13 protein-coding genes are annotated in these 17079 nt (G+C 63.0%); 12 read left to right on the top strand and 1 reads right to left on the bottom strand.

Going from position 1 to position 17079, the window contains the following annotated elements:
* The first annotated feature begins 17 nt into the window (after positions 1–17).
* The 8 genes from IPF85_RS13865 to IPF85_RS13830 all read left to right on the top strand — a co-directional run bounded on the left by IPF85_RS13865 (position 18) and on the right by IPF85_RS13830 (position 10770).
* The gene (locus IPF85_RS13865; RefSeq protein ID WP_343408673.1) at positions 18–2357 is read left to right on the top strand and encodes a xanthine dehydrogenase family protein molybdopterin-binding subunit; all 2340 of its coding nucleotides are present in this window, start codon (positions 18–20) and stop codon (positions 2355–2357) included.
* A gap of 311 nt (positions 2358–2668) precedes the next feature.
* A complete protein-coding gene (locus IPF85_RS13860; protein WP_343408672.1) occupies positions 2669–3787 on the top strand; it encodes a LacI family DNA-binding transcriptional regulator in 1119 nt (372 codons plus the stop codon).
* 68 nt (positions 3788–3855) lie between these two features.
* On the top strand, positions 3856–5328 hold the full coding sequence (locus IPF85_RS13855) for an extracellular solute-binding protein (RefSeq protein ID WP_343408671.1): 1473 nt from the start codon (positions 3856–3858) through the stop codon (positions 5326–5328).
* 85 nt (positions 5329–5413) lie between these two features.
* A complete protein-coding gene (locus IPF85_RS13850; protein WP_343408670.1) occupies positions 5414–6367 on the top strand; it encodes a sugar ABC transporter permease in 954 nt (317 codons plus the stop codon).
* A gap of 3 nt (positions 6368–6370) precedes the next feature.
* Positions 6371–7453: a carbohydrate ABC transporter permease gene (locus IPF85_RS13845; RefSeq protein WP_343408669.1), complete on the top strand. Its 1083-nt coding sequence runs from the start codon at positions 6371–6373 to the stop codon at positions 7451–7453.
* A 13-nt stretch (positions 7454–7466) separates the two neighbouring features.
* Complete coding sequence (locus IPF85_RS13840) at positions 7467–8768, top strand: hypothetical protein (protein WP_343408668.1); 1302 nt, start codon at positions 7467–7469, stop codon at positions 8766–8768.
* Between the two features lie 157 nt (positions 8769–8925).
* On the top strand, positions 8926–9876 hold the full coding sequence (locus tag IPF85_RS13835) for a hypothetical protein (protein WP_343408667.1): 951 nt from the start codon (positions 8926–8928) through the stop codon (positions 9874–9876).
* A 363-nt stretch (positions 9877–10239) separates the two neighbouring features.
* A complete protein-coding gene (locus tag IPF85_RS13830) occupies positions 10240–10770 on the top strand; it encodes a DUF559 domain-containing protein (RefSeq protein ID WP_343408689.1) in 531 nt (176 codons plus the stop codon).
* A gap of 145 nt (positions 10771–10915) precedes the next feature.
* Here the strand turns inward: IPF85_RS13830 and IPF85_RS13825 are convergent, their stop codons facing one another.
* The gene (locus tag IPF85_RS13825) at positions 10916–11656 is read right to left on the bottom strand and encodes a hypothetical protein (protein ID WP_343408666.1); all 741 of its coding nucleotides are present in this window, start codon (positions 11654–11656) and stop codon (positions 10916–10918) included.
* A 272-nt stretch (positions 11657–11928) separates the two neighbouring features.
* Here IPF85_RS13825 and IPF85_RS13820 point away from each other — a divergent pair, with 272 nt between their 5' ends.
* From IPF85_RS13820 to IPF85_RS13805, 4 genes are all read left to right on the top strand, one after another.
* Entirely contained in the window at positions 11929–12408 is a 480-nt protein-coding gene (locus IPF85_RS13820) for a hypothetical protein (protein WP_343408665.1), read from the top strand.
* Between the two features lie 33 nt (positions 12409–12441).
* Positions 12442–14004, top strand: a complete 1563-nt coding sequence (locus IPF85_RS13815; RefSeq protein WP_343408664.1) for an HlyD family efflux transporter periplasmic adaptor subunit — start codon at positions 12442–12444, stop codon at positions 14002–14004.
* Positions 14005–14120: 116 nt separating this feature from the next.
* Positions 14121–15830, top strand: a complete 1710-nt coding sequence (locus tag IPF85_RS13810; RefSeq protein ID WP_343408663.1) for an efflux RND transporter periplasmic adaptor subunit — start codon at positions 14121–14123, stop codon at positions 15828–15830.
* A gap of 15 nt (positions 15831–15845) precedes the next feature.
* The gene (locus IPF85_RS13805; RefSeq protein WP_343408662.1) at positions 15846–17078 is read left to right on the top strand and encodes an ABC transporter permease; all 1233 of its coding nucleotides are present in this window, start codon (positions 15846–15848) and stop codon (positions 17076–17078) included.
* Position 17079: the final 1 nt, after the last annotated feature.

The following is a 17079-nucleotide window of genomic DNA, read 5'->3' as shown; positions in this document are numbered from 1 at the left end:
GCCAAGGAGCGTCACCCATGAGTATCAAAAAAACAACGATTGTTGGCACCAGTTTTCCACGCGTCGAGAGTCGCTCCAAAGTGACCGGCGCGGCGCAGTATGTGGACGACATGCAGTTTGGGCCGAACCTGCTCTACGGCCTGTTGAAGCGCAGCGAGCGCCCGCACGCGCTGATCACCCGGCTGGATGTGAGCAAGGCGCAGGCGCTGCCCGGCGTGCGCGTGATCGTGACCGGCAACGATTTTCCGGGGCTGACCGGCCTTTATCTCTCCGACCGGCCGATGTTCGCGGTGGATCGCGTGCGCTTCGTCGGCGAGCCGATTGCCGGCGTGGCTGCAGAAACCCAGGAGATTGCCGAGCAGGCGGTCAAGTTGATCGAAGTGGAATACGAGGACCTGCCTGGCGTTTTCGATCCTGAGTTTGGCGCCAGCCCGGACGCGCCGCTGCTCCATCCAGACTTGATCACCTACAAGTACGCGCCCTTCATCTTTCCGCAGGAGGGAACCAACGTCTCCAATTGGTTCAAGGTACGCAAAGGCAATGTGGATGAAGCCTTTGCCGAGGTTGAAGCGGCGGGCGGCATCGTCTTCGAACACAAGTACCGCGTGCCGCATGTGCAGCATGTGCCGCTGGAAACGCACGCGACCGTGGCGCAGATGGACGGCAACGGCAAGATTACCCTCTGGGCCTCCAGCCAGTCGCCCTTTGCCCAGCGCAACCTGATCGCCAAGGCCCTGGACCTCAGCCATTCACGGCTGCGGGTGATTACGCCTTACGTGGGCGGCGGCTTCGGGGCCAAGGCCGGCGTTTCGATGGAAGGCGCGTGCGTGGGCATGGCGATGCGATCCAAGGGCCGGCCCGTGAAACTGGTGATGACGCGCGAAGAGGAGTTCTACACCACCTTCGTGCGCCAGGGCCTGGTTGCCATCGTCAAGCTGGGGATGTTGCCGGACGGGCGCATCCTGGCGATGAAGAACACCTACTACTGGGATGGCGGCGCGTACACCGAGTACGGGGTCAACATTACCCGCGCGGCCGGCTACAGCTCCACCGGGCCGTACTATGTGCCCAACGTGTGGGCCGACTCGAAGTGCGTCTACACCAACCACCCGATCGGCGGCGCGATGCGTGGCTTCGGCATGCCCGAAATCCACTGGGCCATCGAGCAGCACGTTGACCGCGCCGCGCGGCAGTTGGGTCTCGATCCGGTGCAGGTGCGCCTGCTGAACTGCATCAAAGAGGGCCAGGAAACGGTCACGGGCATGATCATGCACCCGACCGGCCTGAGCCAGTGCATTCAGAAGGCGGCCGACGCGATCGGTTGGGGCAAGCCGCGGCCGGCCAGCGGTCCGCATAAGGTGCGCGGGATGGGCATCGGCTGCATGTGGAAGGCGCCGGCCATGCCGCCCAACCCCGGTTCGGCCGCCACCATTCGCTTCAATGAAGATGGCACCGCGCTGGTCAACGTGGGCGGCGTGGACATGGGCCAGGGCACCTTGACCATCGCCGCGCAGTTGGCGGCCGAGGGCCTGGGCCTGCCCATCAGCGACGTGCGCGTCAACACGGTGGATACCGACTACAGCCCCTATGAATGGCAGACTGTCGCCAGTCGCCTGACCTGGAGCATGGGCAACGCCATCCTGAACGCTGCGCAGGAAGCGAAGATGCAAATCCTGGACATGGTGGCCGAAGCCTGGAGTGAGAATCCGCAGGACCTCGACATCATCGAAGGGCAGGTGGTCAGCTACGCCACGGAGGAGTCCATCCCGCTGAAGAACATCGTCATCTACGGCATGCAGCGACCGGATGGCACCTGGATCGGTGGCCCGGTGGTGGGCAAGGGGCGCTTCATGCCCCAGTATGTGACGCCGCTCAACGCGGAGACGGGTCAGGGGCCGCGCGCGGTGGTGCATTTCACCACGGGCGCGCAGGCGGTGGAGGTGGAAGTGGACACCGAGACCGGTGAGGTGAGCGTGCTGCGCATGGTGGCCGCGTTCGATGTGGGCAAAGCCATCAACCCGGACATGGTCAGGACGCAGATGGAAGGCGGCGCGGTGCAGGGCCTAAGCACCGCGCTGCTGGAAGAACTCAAGCTGGTCAAGGGCAAGCCGCTGAATCCAAACTTCACCGACTACCGCATTGCCACCACCATTGATGCACCGCCGCTGATCGAGTCCATCATCGTGGAAGTGCCGCAGGACGACGGGCCTTATGGCGCACGTGGTATCGGCGAACACGCCATGGTGCCCACCGCGCCCGCCATCGCCAACGCGGTGACCGATGCGGTTGGCGTCTGGATTGATCAGATGCCGATCAGCGCACAGAGGGTGTGGGAGGCGATGAACGAGGAACGCTGAACGATGCGTGAGGGGTGAATTGATTGCGCCTTACGGGTGAGAGGTGGAGACCTGCGAGAGCCATTGAATGGGCTTGAGCAGGTCTCTTGTTTTCATGGCACGATTTGACAGATTTCCACAGACATAGTATAGTAGGAGCAGCAATTGGGAGCGCTCCCAAGACCTTTACCCCGTCGAATGACCTGCTGCCGTTTTATGGTACGATATGGTCATTGAGTCGGGTTTTTCAGCTCCACGCAGCGCACCATTGCGGCATTTTGACCTGTTCTCGTTGAAATTTCTGGTAACGCTCCCAAGAAGAGGGCAAGCAGATGGCGCTCACGTTGGAACAAGTAGCCACATTGGCAGGCGTATCACGTTCGACCGTGTCGCGCGTGGTGAACGATCATCCCAATGTGAACGCGGAAACGCGCGAGGCGGTCTGGGGCGTGATCCACGAGCATGGTTTTCATCCGAACAACGCCGCTCGCACCCTGGCCAGCCGTCGCAGTCAGATGATCGGCCTGGTCATTCCTCAAGCGCTGTCCACCGTTTTTTCCGACCCCTATTTTCCGATCCTCATCCAGGGTATTGCAGCCGCTTGCGAAGAGCAGGAGTATTATCTGATGCTTTCCCTCGTCAGAGCACAATCGCCCACCACGTTTCGGCGTTTGGTCGGCGGGGGGCACCTGGATGGCGTGATTGTGGCCTCGGCGCTGGCAACGGACCCCTTCGTGGATCGCCTGCTGATAGAGAACTTCCCTTTCGTGTTGATCGGACGCAGCTTGAGTGAGGCGCCCATCACGACCATAGACGCAGACAACGTGCATGGGGCCACGATGGCGACCCAACATCTGTTGCGCCTGGGCTACAAACGCATTGCCACCATCAGCGGCCCGCAAGACATGGTTGCCGGCATGGATCGCCTGGAGGGCTTCCGCGTGGCGCTGCGCGCTGCGGGCACAACGCCTCCGCCTGAGTATGTGCAGGAAGGCGATTGGTCAGAATGGAGTGGACAGCGCGGTATGTCAACCCTCCTGAGCCTGGCCTCGCTCCCACAGGCGGTCTTCATCGCCAGCGACGCCATGGCGATCGGCGCACTCAAAGTGATTCGTTCGGCCGGGATGCAGGTACCGGGTGATATAGCGCTGGTCAGTTTCGACGACATTCCGCTGGCGTCGTCCCTGGAAACACCGCTCACCACCGTACGCCAGCCGATTCATCAATTGGGATACACAGCCGCGTCGGTCCTGATTGACAGGCTCAGGAATAGCGATCGCGGCGGCGAGGCGACGGCCACACGCATTGTACTTCCGACCGAGTTGGTCGTACGCGCATCCTGCGGGCAGCAGTCGCGGTTTGCGACGGCGCAGCGTCAACCAGACGCCAGAGACAGCCACACGCGTCACATCAAAGGAGGTACACCCCAACCGGAACCGGTTCACGGCTGAGATTCTCTTCATCCCCCGTTTGACGTTTGTCCCATTTACTTACTTTGCTTTGCTGTGGGAGAAGAAACATGAAGACTCGTTGGTTCGTTGTGGTGGCCCTGGTCATTGTGACCGGCCTCTTGTTGTCCGCCTGTGCGCAGCCGACCCCCCAGGTGCAGATTGTCAAGGAAACCGTCATCGTGGAAGCGACCAAGATCGTGGAGAAAGTGGTCGAAGCCACCACGATCGTCGAGATTACGTCCACGCCGGCGCCGGATCGTGTGCAGATCACCTGGTACATTGGCCTGGGCGCGGGTGCGCAGCCTGCGCAAATCCCACTGGAGAAGGACTTCGTCGAGAAGTTCAACAAGTCCCAGAACGAAATTCAGCTCATCCCGATCATCGTGGACAACAAGTACGCGCGCGACAACCTGACCGCGCAGATTGCCGCCGGCAACGCGCCCGACGTCGTTGGCCCGGTGGGCACGGCCGGCCGCGCCGCTTTCCCCGGCGCCTTCCTCGATATCGAGCCGCTGATCAAAGAAGCGAATTACGATACGAGCGACATTGACCCGGCCTTCCTGCAGTTCTACAAAGATGAAGGCAAACTGGTCGGACTGCCGTTTGCCATCTTCCCTGAGTTCGTCTACTACAACCAGGCCCTGTTCGACGAGGCCAAGCTGGCCTATCCGCCCCAGAAGTATGGCGATAAGTATACGCTGGACGGCAAAGAGGTGGATTGGAACTTCGACACTGTGGCCGAAGTAGCCAAGCGCCTGACCGTGGATGCGCAGGGCAATGACGCCACCCAGGCCGGCTTCGACGCCAAGAACATCGTGCAGTACGGCTATATCACGCAGTGGTCCGAGCATCCGCGCGCCACCGGTTCGCTGTTCGGCGCCTTCTATCCAGTGGACAGCAGCGGCAACGGCTCCATTCCTGACACGACCGTGGCGGCATGGAAGTGGTACTACGACAGCATGTGGGGCAAGCAGCCCTTCCAGCCGAACCAGGCCGCGATTGACAGCGATCTGCTCAAGGGCAACGCCTTCAGCTCCGGCAAGGTCGCCATGGCCACCACCCACCTGTGGTACACCTGCTGTATTGACAAGGCCACCGTGCCCAGTTGGAACGTCGCCGTGATGCCATCCTACAACGGCAAGGTCACCTCCAAGATGCACGGCGACACCTTCGCCATTCTGGGCGGCACCAAGCACCCGAAGGAAGCCTTCAAGGTCTACACCTACATGCTGACCACCGGCTCGGCCGACCTGTACAAGATCTACGGTGGTCTGCCGGCCCGCAAGAGTCAGCAAACCGACTTCTTCGCCAGCCTGGACGAGAAGTTTGCGCCAGTGAAAGCCAACTGGCAAGTGGCGCTGGACAGCATCCCCTTCATGGACGTACCCAACCATGAACTGGGCACTCCGAACTATGCCAAGACCTTCGATCTGTTCAGTTCGCTCGGTAGCGACTTCCGCAGCAATCCCGACCTGAAATTCGACGAGCGCATCGCGACGTTCAAGACCGAACTTGACAAGGTGCTCAAGGAAAAACCCTGATCCCGCTTCGTGGTTGAGCTGAGGAGAGGCGGGCGAAACACAGGGACCCGCCCGCCTCTCTTTCTTGTCTGAGGAGGAGCCAGGCATGAACATTCTGACGAAACCGAAGCCTGCCGCGCCGGCAAAACGCCCGCTGACCCCAGGGCAGCGACGTGAGATCAACTGGGGGTTGATCTTCCTCAGCCCCTGGATCGTGGGCTTCCTGATCTTCACAGCCATTCCGATGGTTGTCTCGCTGGTCATGTCGTTCACCAATTACAACCCGATTCAGGCAGACGCGACCCGCTTTGTCGCCTTCCAGAACTACGGTCGCATCTTCGACGATCCGCAGGTGTTCAATGCCGTCGGCGTCACGCTGCGGTTTGTGCTGATCTCAGTCCCGCTCAGTATCATTCTCCCCCTCGGTCTCGCCCTGCTCGTCAACGCCAAACAGCTCTTGGGTAAGAACGTCTTCCGTACACTGTTTTACATGCCCTACATGATCCCGGTTGTGGCCGGCGTCATGGTCTGGGGAGGCATTCTCAACAGTGATTCGGGCTGGCTCAATCGCTTTCTGCAATGGGCTTTCGGGGTGCAAGGCCCGCAATGGCTGCAAGACGAAAATTGGGTTCTGACCGCCCTGGCTATCATGGGGTTCTGGGGTGTCGGCAACACCATGCTGATCATGCTGGCCGGCCTGCAGAATGTACCGACCGAACTGTACGAAGCGGCCAAGGTAGATGGCGCCACCGCGCCGCGCATGTTCCTCTCCATCACGGTGCCCATGATCTCCCCGATCATCTTCTACAACCTGACGCTTTCACTGATCGGCACCTTTCAGTATTTCACCCAGGCCTACATCATCAGCAACGGGCGCGGCGACCCGAACGGCGCCACCATGTTCTACAACCTCTATTTGTACAAGACCGCCTTTGCCTTTCTGGACATGGGCTATGGCGCCACGCTGGCCTGGATGATGTTCATCGTCGTCCTCCTACTCACCGTGCTGCTGTTCAAGACCCAGAACCGCTGGGTTTATTACGCTGGAGGCAATGATTAGGCCATGTCTACCAAGATTCAACCCATCACCCGCTCGCGCTCCCTGGCCACACCGGCCCATCAACTGCGCAAGCTCACAGGCGCCGGGTCCGTCACCCTGTTCGGCCTGCTCATTTTGCTGGCGTTTCTGCTGCCCCTCGGTTACATGTCAGTCACCTCGCTCAAGAGCCTCAAGCAGATTCAGGACCCTCATTCGCAGTTCCTGCCCTCCAGCCCGGTGACGGTGGACTACGCGGGCAAGCAGCTGCCGTTGCTCAATGTGCCTATGCCGGACGGCAGCGTCCGCCAGTTGGCACTGCTCACCGCAGGACGAGAGGATAGCCAATTCCTTGACCCCGCCAACCTGGAGGCCGAACCGATTCAATGGGTTGGGCGCTGGCGCGTCCTGGAGGCGGTTTACAAGACGGATCCGACCTACGATAATTTCCCGTTGGCCTGGAACCAGATCAAATTTGGCCTGTTGTTTCGCAACACCTTCATCATCGCCATCTCCGGCACCATCGGAACCCTGCTCTCATCCATCGTCGTGGCCTACGGCTTCGCTCGCTTTCGGATCCCAGGCATCAATGTGATCTTCCTGGTCCTGATGGCGACGATCATTCTGCCCAGCGAAGTGACGTTGATCCCCACCTACGTCTTCTTTCGGCTGATCGGTTGGGGCGGCACCTGGTGGCCCCTGATCATTCCGCACTTCTTCGCCAACGCCTACAATGTGTTCTTGTTACGCCAGTATTTCAGGGGCATTCCCAAGGACCTGGATGAGGCCGCGGCCATTGATGGCGCCAGCCCTCTGCGCATCCTGCTCAACGTCATCATCCCACAGTCGTGGCCGGCCCTGACCGCAGTGGCCATGTTCCACTTCTTCTTTGCCTGGAACGATTTCTTCAAGCCGCTGGTTTATCTGCAGGGACGCGAGGAGCTGTATCCCATCTCGGTGGCCCTGACCCAGTTCAACAACATCTACGCCACGCAGCCCGGTATGCTGATGGCCGCGGCCATCATGGCGATTGCCCTGCCGGTCGTCATTTTCTTTCTCGCCCAGCGACAGTTCATGCAGGGCATCGTCATCACCGGCGTAGACAAGTAGGGCCGGGTACGTCATGGCAAAATTACTGACCCTGCTGATCCTGGCGCTGCTGCTGGGGGCCTGCTCAGCTCCTCCCGCAGCGCCAACCGCCACGGTGCTGCCCGCCAATGCCATCCTTGTGGATGCCAGCCGCAGCCTGGGCGCGATCAGTCCCTGGGTTCTGGGCAGCAACCACGGCCCCTGGACTTTCCTGAACCCGCAGGTGCAGCCATTGGCTGCGGCCGCCGGCTTGGGCTACCTGCGCTTTCCGGGCGGCAATTGGGGCGACCTGAACGACATCGAGACCTGGCAGCTCGATCAGTTCGTGGCCCTGGCGCGCCAGCTCGGGGCCGAGCCGGCCGTCAGTGTGCGCCTGCGCGGCGGTTCGCCAGAGCAGGCGGCCGCCCTGGTGCGCTATGCCAACGTGGACAAGGGCTATGCCATCCGCTACTGGAGCATCGGCAACGAACCGAGTCTGTACAAGGACTACGACACGGCCCGCTTCAACCGTGAGTGGCGCGCCGTAGCCCTGGCCATGGCCGCGGTGGACGACCAGATCGTCTTCGTGGGGCCGGACACGCATCAGTTTACGGCCGATTTGGCCTCGAATCCCAAAGACGCCACCGGCGCCGATTGGCTGACCTCATTCCTACAGGCCAACGGCGACCTGGTGGGGATCGTCGCGGTGCATCGCTATCCATTCCCCAAAGGCGGCGATCAGCGCGCGCTGCCCGGCGCGGCCGAGCTGTTAGCAAGCAGCGAGGAGTACGATCGTCTCATTCCCGCGCTCAAACAACTGGTACGCGCCACCACCGGGCGTGAGCTGCCCGTAGCCGTGACCGAGATCAACTCGAACTGGGCCAATGTGAGTGGCGGTGAGGCGACTCCCGAAACCTTCTACAACGCGCTCTGGTGGGCCGACGCGCTGGGGCGCCTGATCCGCCAGCAAACGACCATCGTGGCGCAATTTTGCCTCACCACCCTGCCGGGCAGCGGCGAAATTGGCTTGCTGGCCCGTGATGCACCGCGCCCGATCTACTACGTCTATCCACTCTATGCCCGCCTGGGCGAAGAACAAATCTACGCGGAAACCCGCGCCCCCCAGGTCCTGGCCGTGGCCGCGCGTCGGGCCGATGGCGCGCTGACGCTGATCCTGGTCAACCGCAGCCCGCACGATGTCAGCGCCCCGCTCGTTCTGGCCGGTCACCCGGCCACTGCAGCCGCGGCTACCTGGCGCCTGGATCGTCAACACAACAGCACGCAGATCGCAGACACCCCTCTCGATGCACCGCTCCTCTTGCCCGCTGAATCAGTGACGCTGCTCATCATTCCCTGACTCCGGCAAACTCAAAACAAAACAAAGCCCAGACCCGCGCGGTCGTGTGGTTGCCTGATCGTTTTTACGATTTCTTTACGCTGATACGGTATACTGTGGTCGAAGATCAGGCCAGGGTGCCCTGGCTGGATGAGAAACCATAGGAGTAAATCGCATTATGTCAACTGAAACAGGTAATCCGCAGACCCCTGCACCGGCGTCCACCCTCAGCCCGATGGAGCAACTGGCCAAAGACATCAACGACTTGCAGGCGCGCTATGAGGACTTGCAGAACAAGGTCAAATTGAACCACCTGCGCGGCCAGGTCAGTCAGACTGCAGGCCAGGTCAAGGGCGTGGCTGACACGCTGGCCGCCGCGCGTGGACGCGGTTATACGCTGAACAAGGCTCTCGATGTCAGCGTGCGCAGTTTGAGCAGCGAGTGGGCGCAGACACAGAGCGCAGTCGGCAAACAACTGGACGAGCAGGCGCCTGCCCTGGCGTCGAGCTTGCAGCCGCTGGAAAACCGCATGTTGATGATGGTGGCCGCGTCCACCAACCCGACCGTGGCGCAGCCGATGGTGGCAGTGGTCAAGACCACGCTGCAGGCGGTGGAAGGCCGACTGAAGGCGCTGGAGGAGAGCATCGCCGCTCTGCTCAAGGCGCCGGCGGACAAGGTCAAGGCGCTCACAGATCAGCTCGATGACATCACTGACATGCTCAAGCTGTTTGGCGAGGCGACCTTCAAGTTGCATCCGGGCGAATCGCCGGTGGCGGTGGAGCGCGCCTCCTGGTTCCGCCATGGCGACAAGAAGGCCGACGATGACCCCGACGGTTTCATCTTCCTGACCACGCGGCGGCTGTTGTTCGAGCAGAACGAGAAGGTGGCGACCAAGAAGTTCCTCTTCATCACCACCGCCTCAGAGGAACTTCACAAGCTGCTGCTGGACGTGCCGCTGACGCAGGTAGGCACGATCACCCCGCGCGACATGGGCTTCCTCGGTTTAGGCGAACACCTGGACGTGACCTTCGACGGAGCCAGCGTGGCCGCAGCCCACTTCCAGTTGGGTGCGGACAATACGAAATGGCAAAAGTGGATCGAGGACGCGAAGGCGGGGAGAGGGGAGTAGAGAGGCTTGTCCTCTCCTCACCCCCGGCCCCTCTCCTCTCCAAGTATGGAGAGGAGAGGGGAGTGAGGGGCCTCCCTCCCCCCTCCTCTCCAGGTTGGAGAGGAGAGGGGCCCCCCCAGAGGGGAGGAGGGCCCCCCCCCTCCTCTCCAGGTATGGAGAGGAGAGGGGAGTGAGGGGCCTCTCCGCTCCGCCGGTTCCTCCTCCTCTCCAGGTATGGAGAGGAGAGGGGAGTGAGGGGCCTCTCCGCTCCGCCGGTTCCTCCTCCTCTCCAGGTATGGAGAGGAGAGGGGAGTGAGGGGCCTCTCCGCTCCGCCGGTTCCTCCTCCTCTCCAGGTATGGAGAGGAGAGGGGGGTGTGGACGCGATGGGTTTTGCCGAAACGGGCTTTCGGAGAAAAGAGGGAAGATTGAGCACAACGGATTTTGCCGATTCCGGAGTTCGAAGAGAAGAGGAAGGAGCAGGCGAGGCGCCTACTCTCAGTAGCGCGGAGACAGAGTTGTGGGCCAAACTTCTCCACGCGAAGGTCCCCAGCCATGTTGTCGTACTGGCACGCAAGCTGCGCCAGCAGCAAACACGTGCCGAAGAACTCCTGTGGATGTGCCTGCGCAACCGCATGTTGAACGGCCTGAAATTCAGGCGACAGCATCCCCTGGGCCGCTACATCGCTGATTTTTACTGCGCCGAAAAACGCCTTGTAATCGAACTGGATGGCTCCGTTCATCATCACCCCGACCAGCAGGCCTACGATCAAATCCGACAGCAAGAAATCGAAGCACGCGGACTAATCGTCCTGCGCCTGCGTAACAAACAAGTCGAGAGCGATCTCGAACAAACACTCGACCTCATCGCCGATGTAGCCACACGCGGCCCAATCGCCCTACCGCCCACCAAGTAATCACTCTCTCCTCCCCCTCTCCTCTCCATACTTGGAGAGGAGAGGGGGCCAGGGGGTGAGGTGAGGCCACTCTCCCCCGCCAAACAGCGCACCAGCGCGGCCGGCGCCAGCCGATTAGTCAGGCCGAGGCGCAAACGCGCGGCCATCACAACGTAGAGTTGATAGCCGGTGACAGCAGCACGACATCCGCGGGCGGCAGATCGGCGGCGGCGGTCTGACAACAGCGCAGGGCCTCCTCGGCCTGCCCGCGCAGGAGCAGGCTCTGCGCCAAACGTGCGGCAATGTCGGCGCGCACGGACGCGCGGCGGCCGGCCAGGGTCAGCGCCTCGCGATAGCTGGACTCGGCCTCGCCAATGCGCAGCGTCAGGCGCAGCAGGTCGCCCAGGGTTTCATCGAAGAGGTCAACGGGCTGGCGGAAGACGGCGATCAGCCCTGCCAGCCAGGCGGCGGCCGGGGAAAGATCGCGCAGCATCGTGTCGAGGATGTAGGCGGAGACCTGCGGCTGCGTCTGCAAGTGTTCGATGAAGTCGGCGGCGTTGGTTTCCTGTCCCAACAGCCCCCCGGCTGCCAGGCGCAGGAGCATGGGGCTGCGGCCGGTCTTGGCCAACAGGCGCTGGCGCAACGGCGGAGCCGCCTGCAGATCAAGGCGGCTGACCAACTCCTGTGCTTCCTCCGGTTCCAGCCCTGCCAGGTTGACCTGCGCGAGCGCGGGCAGCATCACATCTTCGCGGCTGGTGAGCAGGAGGGTGGCCGGTGTGGAGGCGCTGAGAAAACGCAGGACGCTCATGATGGTCGCGTCGGCGAGAGCCAGGTGAACATCGTCGAAGCAGAGCAGTGCAGGGCGTTGGTTGAGCGCTGCGCCGCAGGTATTTGAGCATAGCGCCAAAACTATTGATGGATTCTGCCACAAGCATAAGGTGCCTTCCCCAAAAAAAGACACCACCCCCATGCACGCGGCGCAAGGTTGGTGTCTCGCGGTCAGGGCGCTATTATAGACTGATCGGAGAGAGATGCAAATGGGCCGTGCAATCCCCTCTGACCCGAAAGTTGTCAATTCTAAAAACACCATCTTCATCTAATCTTAACATCGAGATGCTAAAATCAGGGTTGGCATTGCCCGCGTCAGCGGGCGCCAATTTTCAGAGGAGCAAGTAAACAATGAATCGTACGCTGCAGATCACCCTGGGTGTTGTTCTCCTGTTGGCGGTGGCCGGGGGCAGCTTTTATGGCGGCATGCTCTACGGTCAGGGGCAGGCGCAGGCGAATTTCCTCGCCCGCCGCACTGGCGCCGTACCCGGCGGCGTGGGCGGTCTCCCCGTGGACCCCAATCAGGCCGGAAGCCAGCGCCGCGGTAATGCCCAGGCCGGCTCCCTGTTCGGCCAGATTACTGAGATCGGCGAAGGCGTCCTGGTCATCACCGACAGCGACGGCAAGCAGACGCAAGTGAAGGTTACCGAAACAACGTTGATCGAGAAGAATGCCTCGGTCACGGTGGCTGAGCTGACCACCGGCGAGACGGTCATCGTCTCAGGTACGCCGGGCAGTGACGGCAGCATCACCGCACGCTCGGTGCAGGTGGCGCCCGCCGGTCGCTTCGGCCCTGGCGGCGGGGACTTCGTTGTTCCCATCGGCCAATAGACGACCAGGCGCAGCAGAAAGCCGGGAGTTGACATGAAAACAGCGCGCTACGGGGCGTTGGCGCTCATTTTGCTGGCCGTGGCCGCGGGCGGATTCTTTTTCATCCGCAGCCGCACCCCCCCAACTGGGGGGGAGGGGGGGGGGGCCGCCAGCAGCGGGTACACGCAGATTGTGGACGTACAGGTGGGCAATCTCAGCGCCAGTCTGAGTGTGGTTGGCCAGGTGGAAGCGGAACAGCAGGAAGACCTGACCTTTACCCGCCTCAACGGCACCACCAAGCTGCTGACACTGGCTGTGGCCGCGGGCCACACCGTGACCGCCGGCCAGGTGTTAGCCACGATTGACCCCGCGGCCTATCAGCAGGCCCTGGATCAAGCCAAGAGCAGCCTGCAAGCGGCCGAGGAAACCCTGGCCGATCTGCAGACGCCGGTGACCGACCTCGCCCGCGCCCAGGCCGATCTGGCCGTGGCGCAGGCCAACCTCCAAAACCAGACCGCACAAGACACGCTGACGGACCTGCTGCACCCGGATATCGCCAGTCTGACGATCAAGGTCACCGACGCCCAACGTACGCTGAACGAAGCCCAGGCCAGCCTGGCGTCACTGCAATCCGATAGGACGGCTGCCACTCGCCTGGACAAGTTGCGCGAGACCGAGGCCACGACCGCGGCCGAGCGCGCGCGCCTGGCGGCCGAAACCTATAACGATACCTTTCACCAGGACCGGCTGCGCGTGGCTTTCAATACCATGATGAATGCCCGCGATGCACGCATCACCGCCGAGCTGCAACAGCAGGCCGACCTGCTCAAGGCCCAGAGCCAACTGCGCAAGGCGCAAACCAGCCTGGCGGATGCGCAGGAAGTGCTGGCCGAGGCGCAAGCCGGAGGCGACAAGCTGACCCTGGCCAAGGCCCGCCTGGCCGTGCAGCAGGCGCAGGTCGCCCAAGCCGAGGCGCAGGAGAACCGCAGTCAACTGGATGAAGGGCCGGACACGGTCAAACTGGCAACCGCGCAGGCCGACCTGGACAAGAAACGCCTGGCCGTGACGGATGCCGAGGCCGCGCTCGCCGCCACCCAGATCATGGCCCCCTTCGCCGGCACCATCCTGCAGACCCACGTTGAGCCAGGCGATCTCGTCACCGCCAACACCCGCATCCTGACCGTCGCCAACCTGCAGACGCTGCAGATCGTCGCCGCCGTGGACGAGACCACCATCCGCCAGATTGCCGCCGGCCAGGCCGCCCAAGTCACCTTCGACGCCTTCCTCGGTCGCACCTTGCGTGGCCAGGTTGCCTCCGTGCCCTTACAAGGCACGCTGCAGGGCGATGTCATGGTCTATTCGGTTCCCATCACCCTCACCGGCGCGGTTGACCTGCCCCTGCTGGTCGGCATGACCGCCAACGTCAAGGTGGAACTCGGTCAGGCGACCAACGCCCTGCTGGTTCCCGACCATGGCCCTGCAACGCAGCGGCGGCCTGGTGCAGGTGCTGGTTCCCAACCCCAACGATCCCAGCGCCGAGCCGCAGGCCGTCCCCGTCGAAATCGGCCTCAGCGATGGCATCAACACCCAGATCGTGCGCGGCCTCAACCCCGGTGACAAGGTCGTCGTCCAGATCGCCGCCACCCAATCCACCAACCCCTTCAACTTCCGCGGCGTCGGCGGCGACGCTCCGCGCATTCAGCCCATCGGCCGCTGACAGGAGAATCGCACATATGCAACAATCCAAACGATTCTGGCCGTGGGTGTTGGTCCTGCTGGCTGTTGTAGCCGTGGGCAGCTTTCTATTCATCCGCAGCCGCACCCCCCAAACTGGGGGGGAGGGGGGGGCCACCACCGCCAGCAGCGGTTACACGCAAGTGGTAGATGTGCAGGTGGGCGACCTCAGCGCCAGCCTGAGCGTCGTCGGTCAGGTGGAGGCGGTGCAGCAGGCTAATTTGACCTTCACCCGGCTCAGCGGCACGACCAAGCTGCTGACCCTGGCCGTGGCCGCGGGCAACACCGTGACGAACGGACAAGTGCTGGCTGCGATTGACCCCGCGCCCTATCAACAAGCGCTCGATCAGGCGCGCAGCGATCTGCAGGCGGCCGCGGAACGCCTGACCGATCTCCAGGCGCCAGTTACCGACCTTGCCCGCGCCAGGGCCGACCTGGCCGTGGCGAAAGCGGACTACGATCAACAACAGGCCGCGGAAGATTTGAAATCGGCGCAGACGCCCGACCTGGCGCGCTTGCGCGGCGTGGTCCAGGATGCGCAGGACACCCTCGCCCTGGCGCAAACGCAGCAAACCCTGACCGATCATGACGCCGCGGCCAAGAGCGAGCGCGACCTGCAGTACGCCGTCAACTGGCATGAGCGCCGTATCACAGACCTGATGGCGTTGGTGGCCAATGGCAAGGCCAACGCCGAGCAGATCGAGCAGTTGAGCGACGAGCGGACCGCGCTGGGCGACGCGCAAGCCGACCTGGCGCACGTGCAGGCGCAGCGCCAGCTCAATCAACAGGCGGTCGCGGCGGCCGTGGTCAAGGCCCAGGCCAGCCTGGCGGATGCGCAGGAAGCGCAGGCCGAGGCGCAAGCCGGAGGCGACAAGCTGACCCTGGCCAAGGCCCGCCTGGCCGTGCAGCAGGCGCAGGTCGCCCAGGCCGAGGCGCAGGAGAACCGCAGTCAACTGGACGCAGGGCCGGACACGGTCAAACTGGCAACCGCGCAGGCCGACCTGGACAAAAAGCGCCTGGCCGTGACGGATGCCGAGGCCGCGCTCGCCGCCACCCAGATCATGGCCCCCTTCGCCGGCACCATCCTGCAGACCCACGTTGAGCCAGGCGATCTCGTCGCCGCCAACACCCGCATCCTGACCGTCGCCAACCTGCAGACGCTGCAGATCGTCGCCGCCGTGGACGAGACCACCATCCGCCAGGTTGCCGCCAGCCAGACCGCCCAGGTCACCTTCGACGCCTTCCCCGGTCGCACCTTGCGCGGCCAGGTTGCCTCCGTGCCCTTACAAGGCGCGCTGCAGGGCGATGTCATGGTCTATTCGGTTCCCATCACCCTCACCGGCGCGGTTGACCTGCCCCTGCTGGTCGGCATGACCGCCAACGTCAAGGTGGAACTCGGTCAGGCGACCAACGCCCTGCTGGTTCCCACCATGGCCCTGCAACGCAGCGGCGGCCTGGTGCAGGTACTGGTCCCCAACCCCAACGATCCGACCGCCGAACCGCAGGCCGTCCCCGTCGAAATCGGCCTCAGCGATGGCGTCAACACCCAGATCGTGCGCGGCCTCAACCCCGGTGACAAGGTCGTCATCCAGATCGCCGCCACCCAATCCACCAACCCCTTCGGCGTGCGCGGAGCCGGCGGCATCCTTGTTGGCCCTGGCCAGGGCAGCAACGTCGGCGGTTCCCGCAACCAGCCCATCGGCCGCTGAGAGGAGCAGATCGTCATGAGAAAACTATTGATGGGGTTGCGCGTGGCCGTGACCGCGCTGACCGTGCATAAGATGCGCTCCATCCTGACCATGCTCGGTGTCGTGATCGGCGTGGCCGCGGTGATTGCGTTGGTGGCCGTGGGGCAAGGCGCGCAGGCGCAGATCATCAACCAGTTTCAGGCGCTTGGCTCCAACCTGCTGACCGTCAGCGCCGGCACCAACTTCGGCTTTTCGCGCAGCGGCCTGCAGCAAAACACGCGGCCGCTGACCGACAAGGATGTGGAGGCCATCCGTGCCCTGGCTACCGCCGTCAAGCTGGTGGCGCCCGACTACAGCGCCAATGCCACCGTCGTCTACCAGGGCAAGACCACCAACACCAGCATCAGCGGCGTGACGGCCGACTATGCCACGGTACGCAACTGGAGCGTGGATCGCGGGCGCTTCGTCAGCGCGCAGGACACCAGCAACCTGGCGCTGGTGGTTGTTCTGGGGCAGACCGTGGTCGAAGACCTCTTCGGCAGCGCGTTAGTCAACCCGGTAGGCGAGGTGGTGCGTATCAACCGGCAGCCCTATGAGGTGATTGGCGTGCTCAAGAGCAAGGGGCAGAGCGGATTCAACAACCAGGACAACACCGTCTTCATGCCGCTGCGCACCGCGCAGGTCAAATTGGGCGGCGCCGGCACCACGCAAGTGCGTTCCATCAGCCTGCAGGTGCGCACCGCCGAGGAGATGGACCTGGCGCAGGCGCAGGTTACCGCGATTCTGCGCGCCCTGCACGGGCTGCAGACCGGCGCGGAGAACGATTTCACGGTGCAGAACCAGGCCGACATCCTCGACAGCGTGGCGCAGACCAGCGGTACCTTCACCACCTTGCTGGGCAGTATCGCCGCGATCTCGCTGCTCGTGGGCGGCATCGGCATCATGAATATCATGCTCGTCAGCGTGACCGAGCGCACGCGTGAGGTGGGGCTGCGCAAGGCGGTCGGCGCCAAACGCAGCGACATCCTGCTGCAATTCCTGACCGAAGCCGTCGTCCTCAGCAGTACAGGAGGGATCATCGGCGTACTGCTCGGTGTGGGCGGCGCCCAGATCATCACACCCTTGCTGGGGGGTAGCCGCGCCCTCGTCACGCCGCAGAGCATCATCCTGGCCCTAACCGTCTCCCTGGGCATCGGCATCTTCTTCGGCCTCTACCCCGCCAACCGCGCCGCCCGCCTCAACCCGATTGACGCACTGCGCTATGAATAGG

The sequence above is a fragment of the Candidatus Amarolinea dominans genome, assembly GCF_016704685.1.
In the GTDB taxonomy this organism is placed as follows: Bacteria; Chloroflexota; Anaerolineae; order SSC4; family Amarolineaceae; genus Amarolinea; species Amarolinea dominans.
This window is presented reverse-complemented; position numbering and strand designations above follow the sequence as displayed.

Bases quoted from the DNA above. Each gene is read 5' to 3' on its own strand.
- IPF85_RS13865 (WP_343408673.1), top strand. From the start codon at position 18: ATGAGTATCAAAAAAACAACGATTGTTGGCACCAGTTTTCCACGCGTC.
- IPF85_RS13815 (WP_343408664.1), top strand. From the start codon at position 12,442: ATGAAAACAGCGCGCTACGGGGCGTTGGCGCTCATTTTGCTGGCCGTG.
- IPF85_RS13835 (WP_343408667.1), top strand. From the start codon at position 8,926: ATGTCAACTGAAACAGGTAATCCGCAGACCCCTGCACCGGCGTCCACC.
- IPF85_RS13830 (WP_343408689.1), top strand. From the start codon at position 10,240: ATGGGTTTTGCCGAAACGGGCTTTCGGAGAAAAGAGGGAAGATTGAGC.
- IPF85_RS13855 (WP_343408671.1), top strand. From the start codon at position 3,856: ATGAAGACTCGTTGGTTCGTTGTGGTGGCCCTGGTCATTGTGACCGGC.
- IPF85_RS13850 (WP_343408670.1), top strand. From the start codon at position 5,414: ATGAACATTCTGACGAAACCGAAGCCTGCCGCGCCGGCAAAACGCCCG.
- IPF85_RS13805 (WP_343408662.1), top strand. From the start codon at position 15,846: ATGAGAAAACTATTGATGGGGTTGCGCGTGGCCGTGACCGCGCTGACC.
- IPF85_RS13860 (WP_343408672.1), top strand. From the start codon at position 2,669: ATGGCGCTCACGTTGGAACAAGTAGCCACATTGGCAGGCGTATCACGT.
- IPF85_RS13810 (WP_343408663.1), top strand. From the start codon at position 14,121: ATGCAACAATCCAAACGATTCTGGCCGTGGGTGTTGGTCCTGCTGGCT.
- IPF85_RS13820 (WP_343408665.1), top strand. From the start codon at position 11,929: ATGAATCGTACGCTGCAGATCACCCTGGGTGTTGTTCTCCTGTTGGCG.
- IPF85_RS13845 (WP_343408669.1), top strand. From the start codon at position 6,371: ATGTCTACCAAGATTCAACCCATCACCCGCTCGCGCTCCCTGGCCACA.
- IPF85_RS13840 (WP_343408668.1), top strand. From the start codon at position 7,467: ATGGCAAAATTACTGACCCTGCTGATCCTGGCGCTGCTGCTGGGGGCC.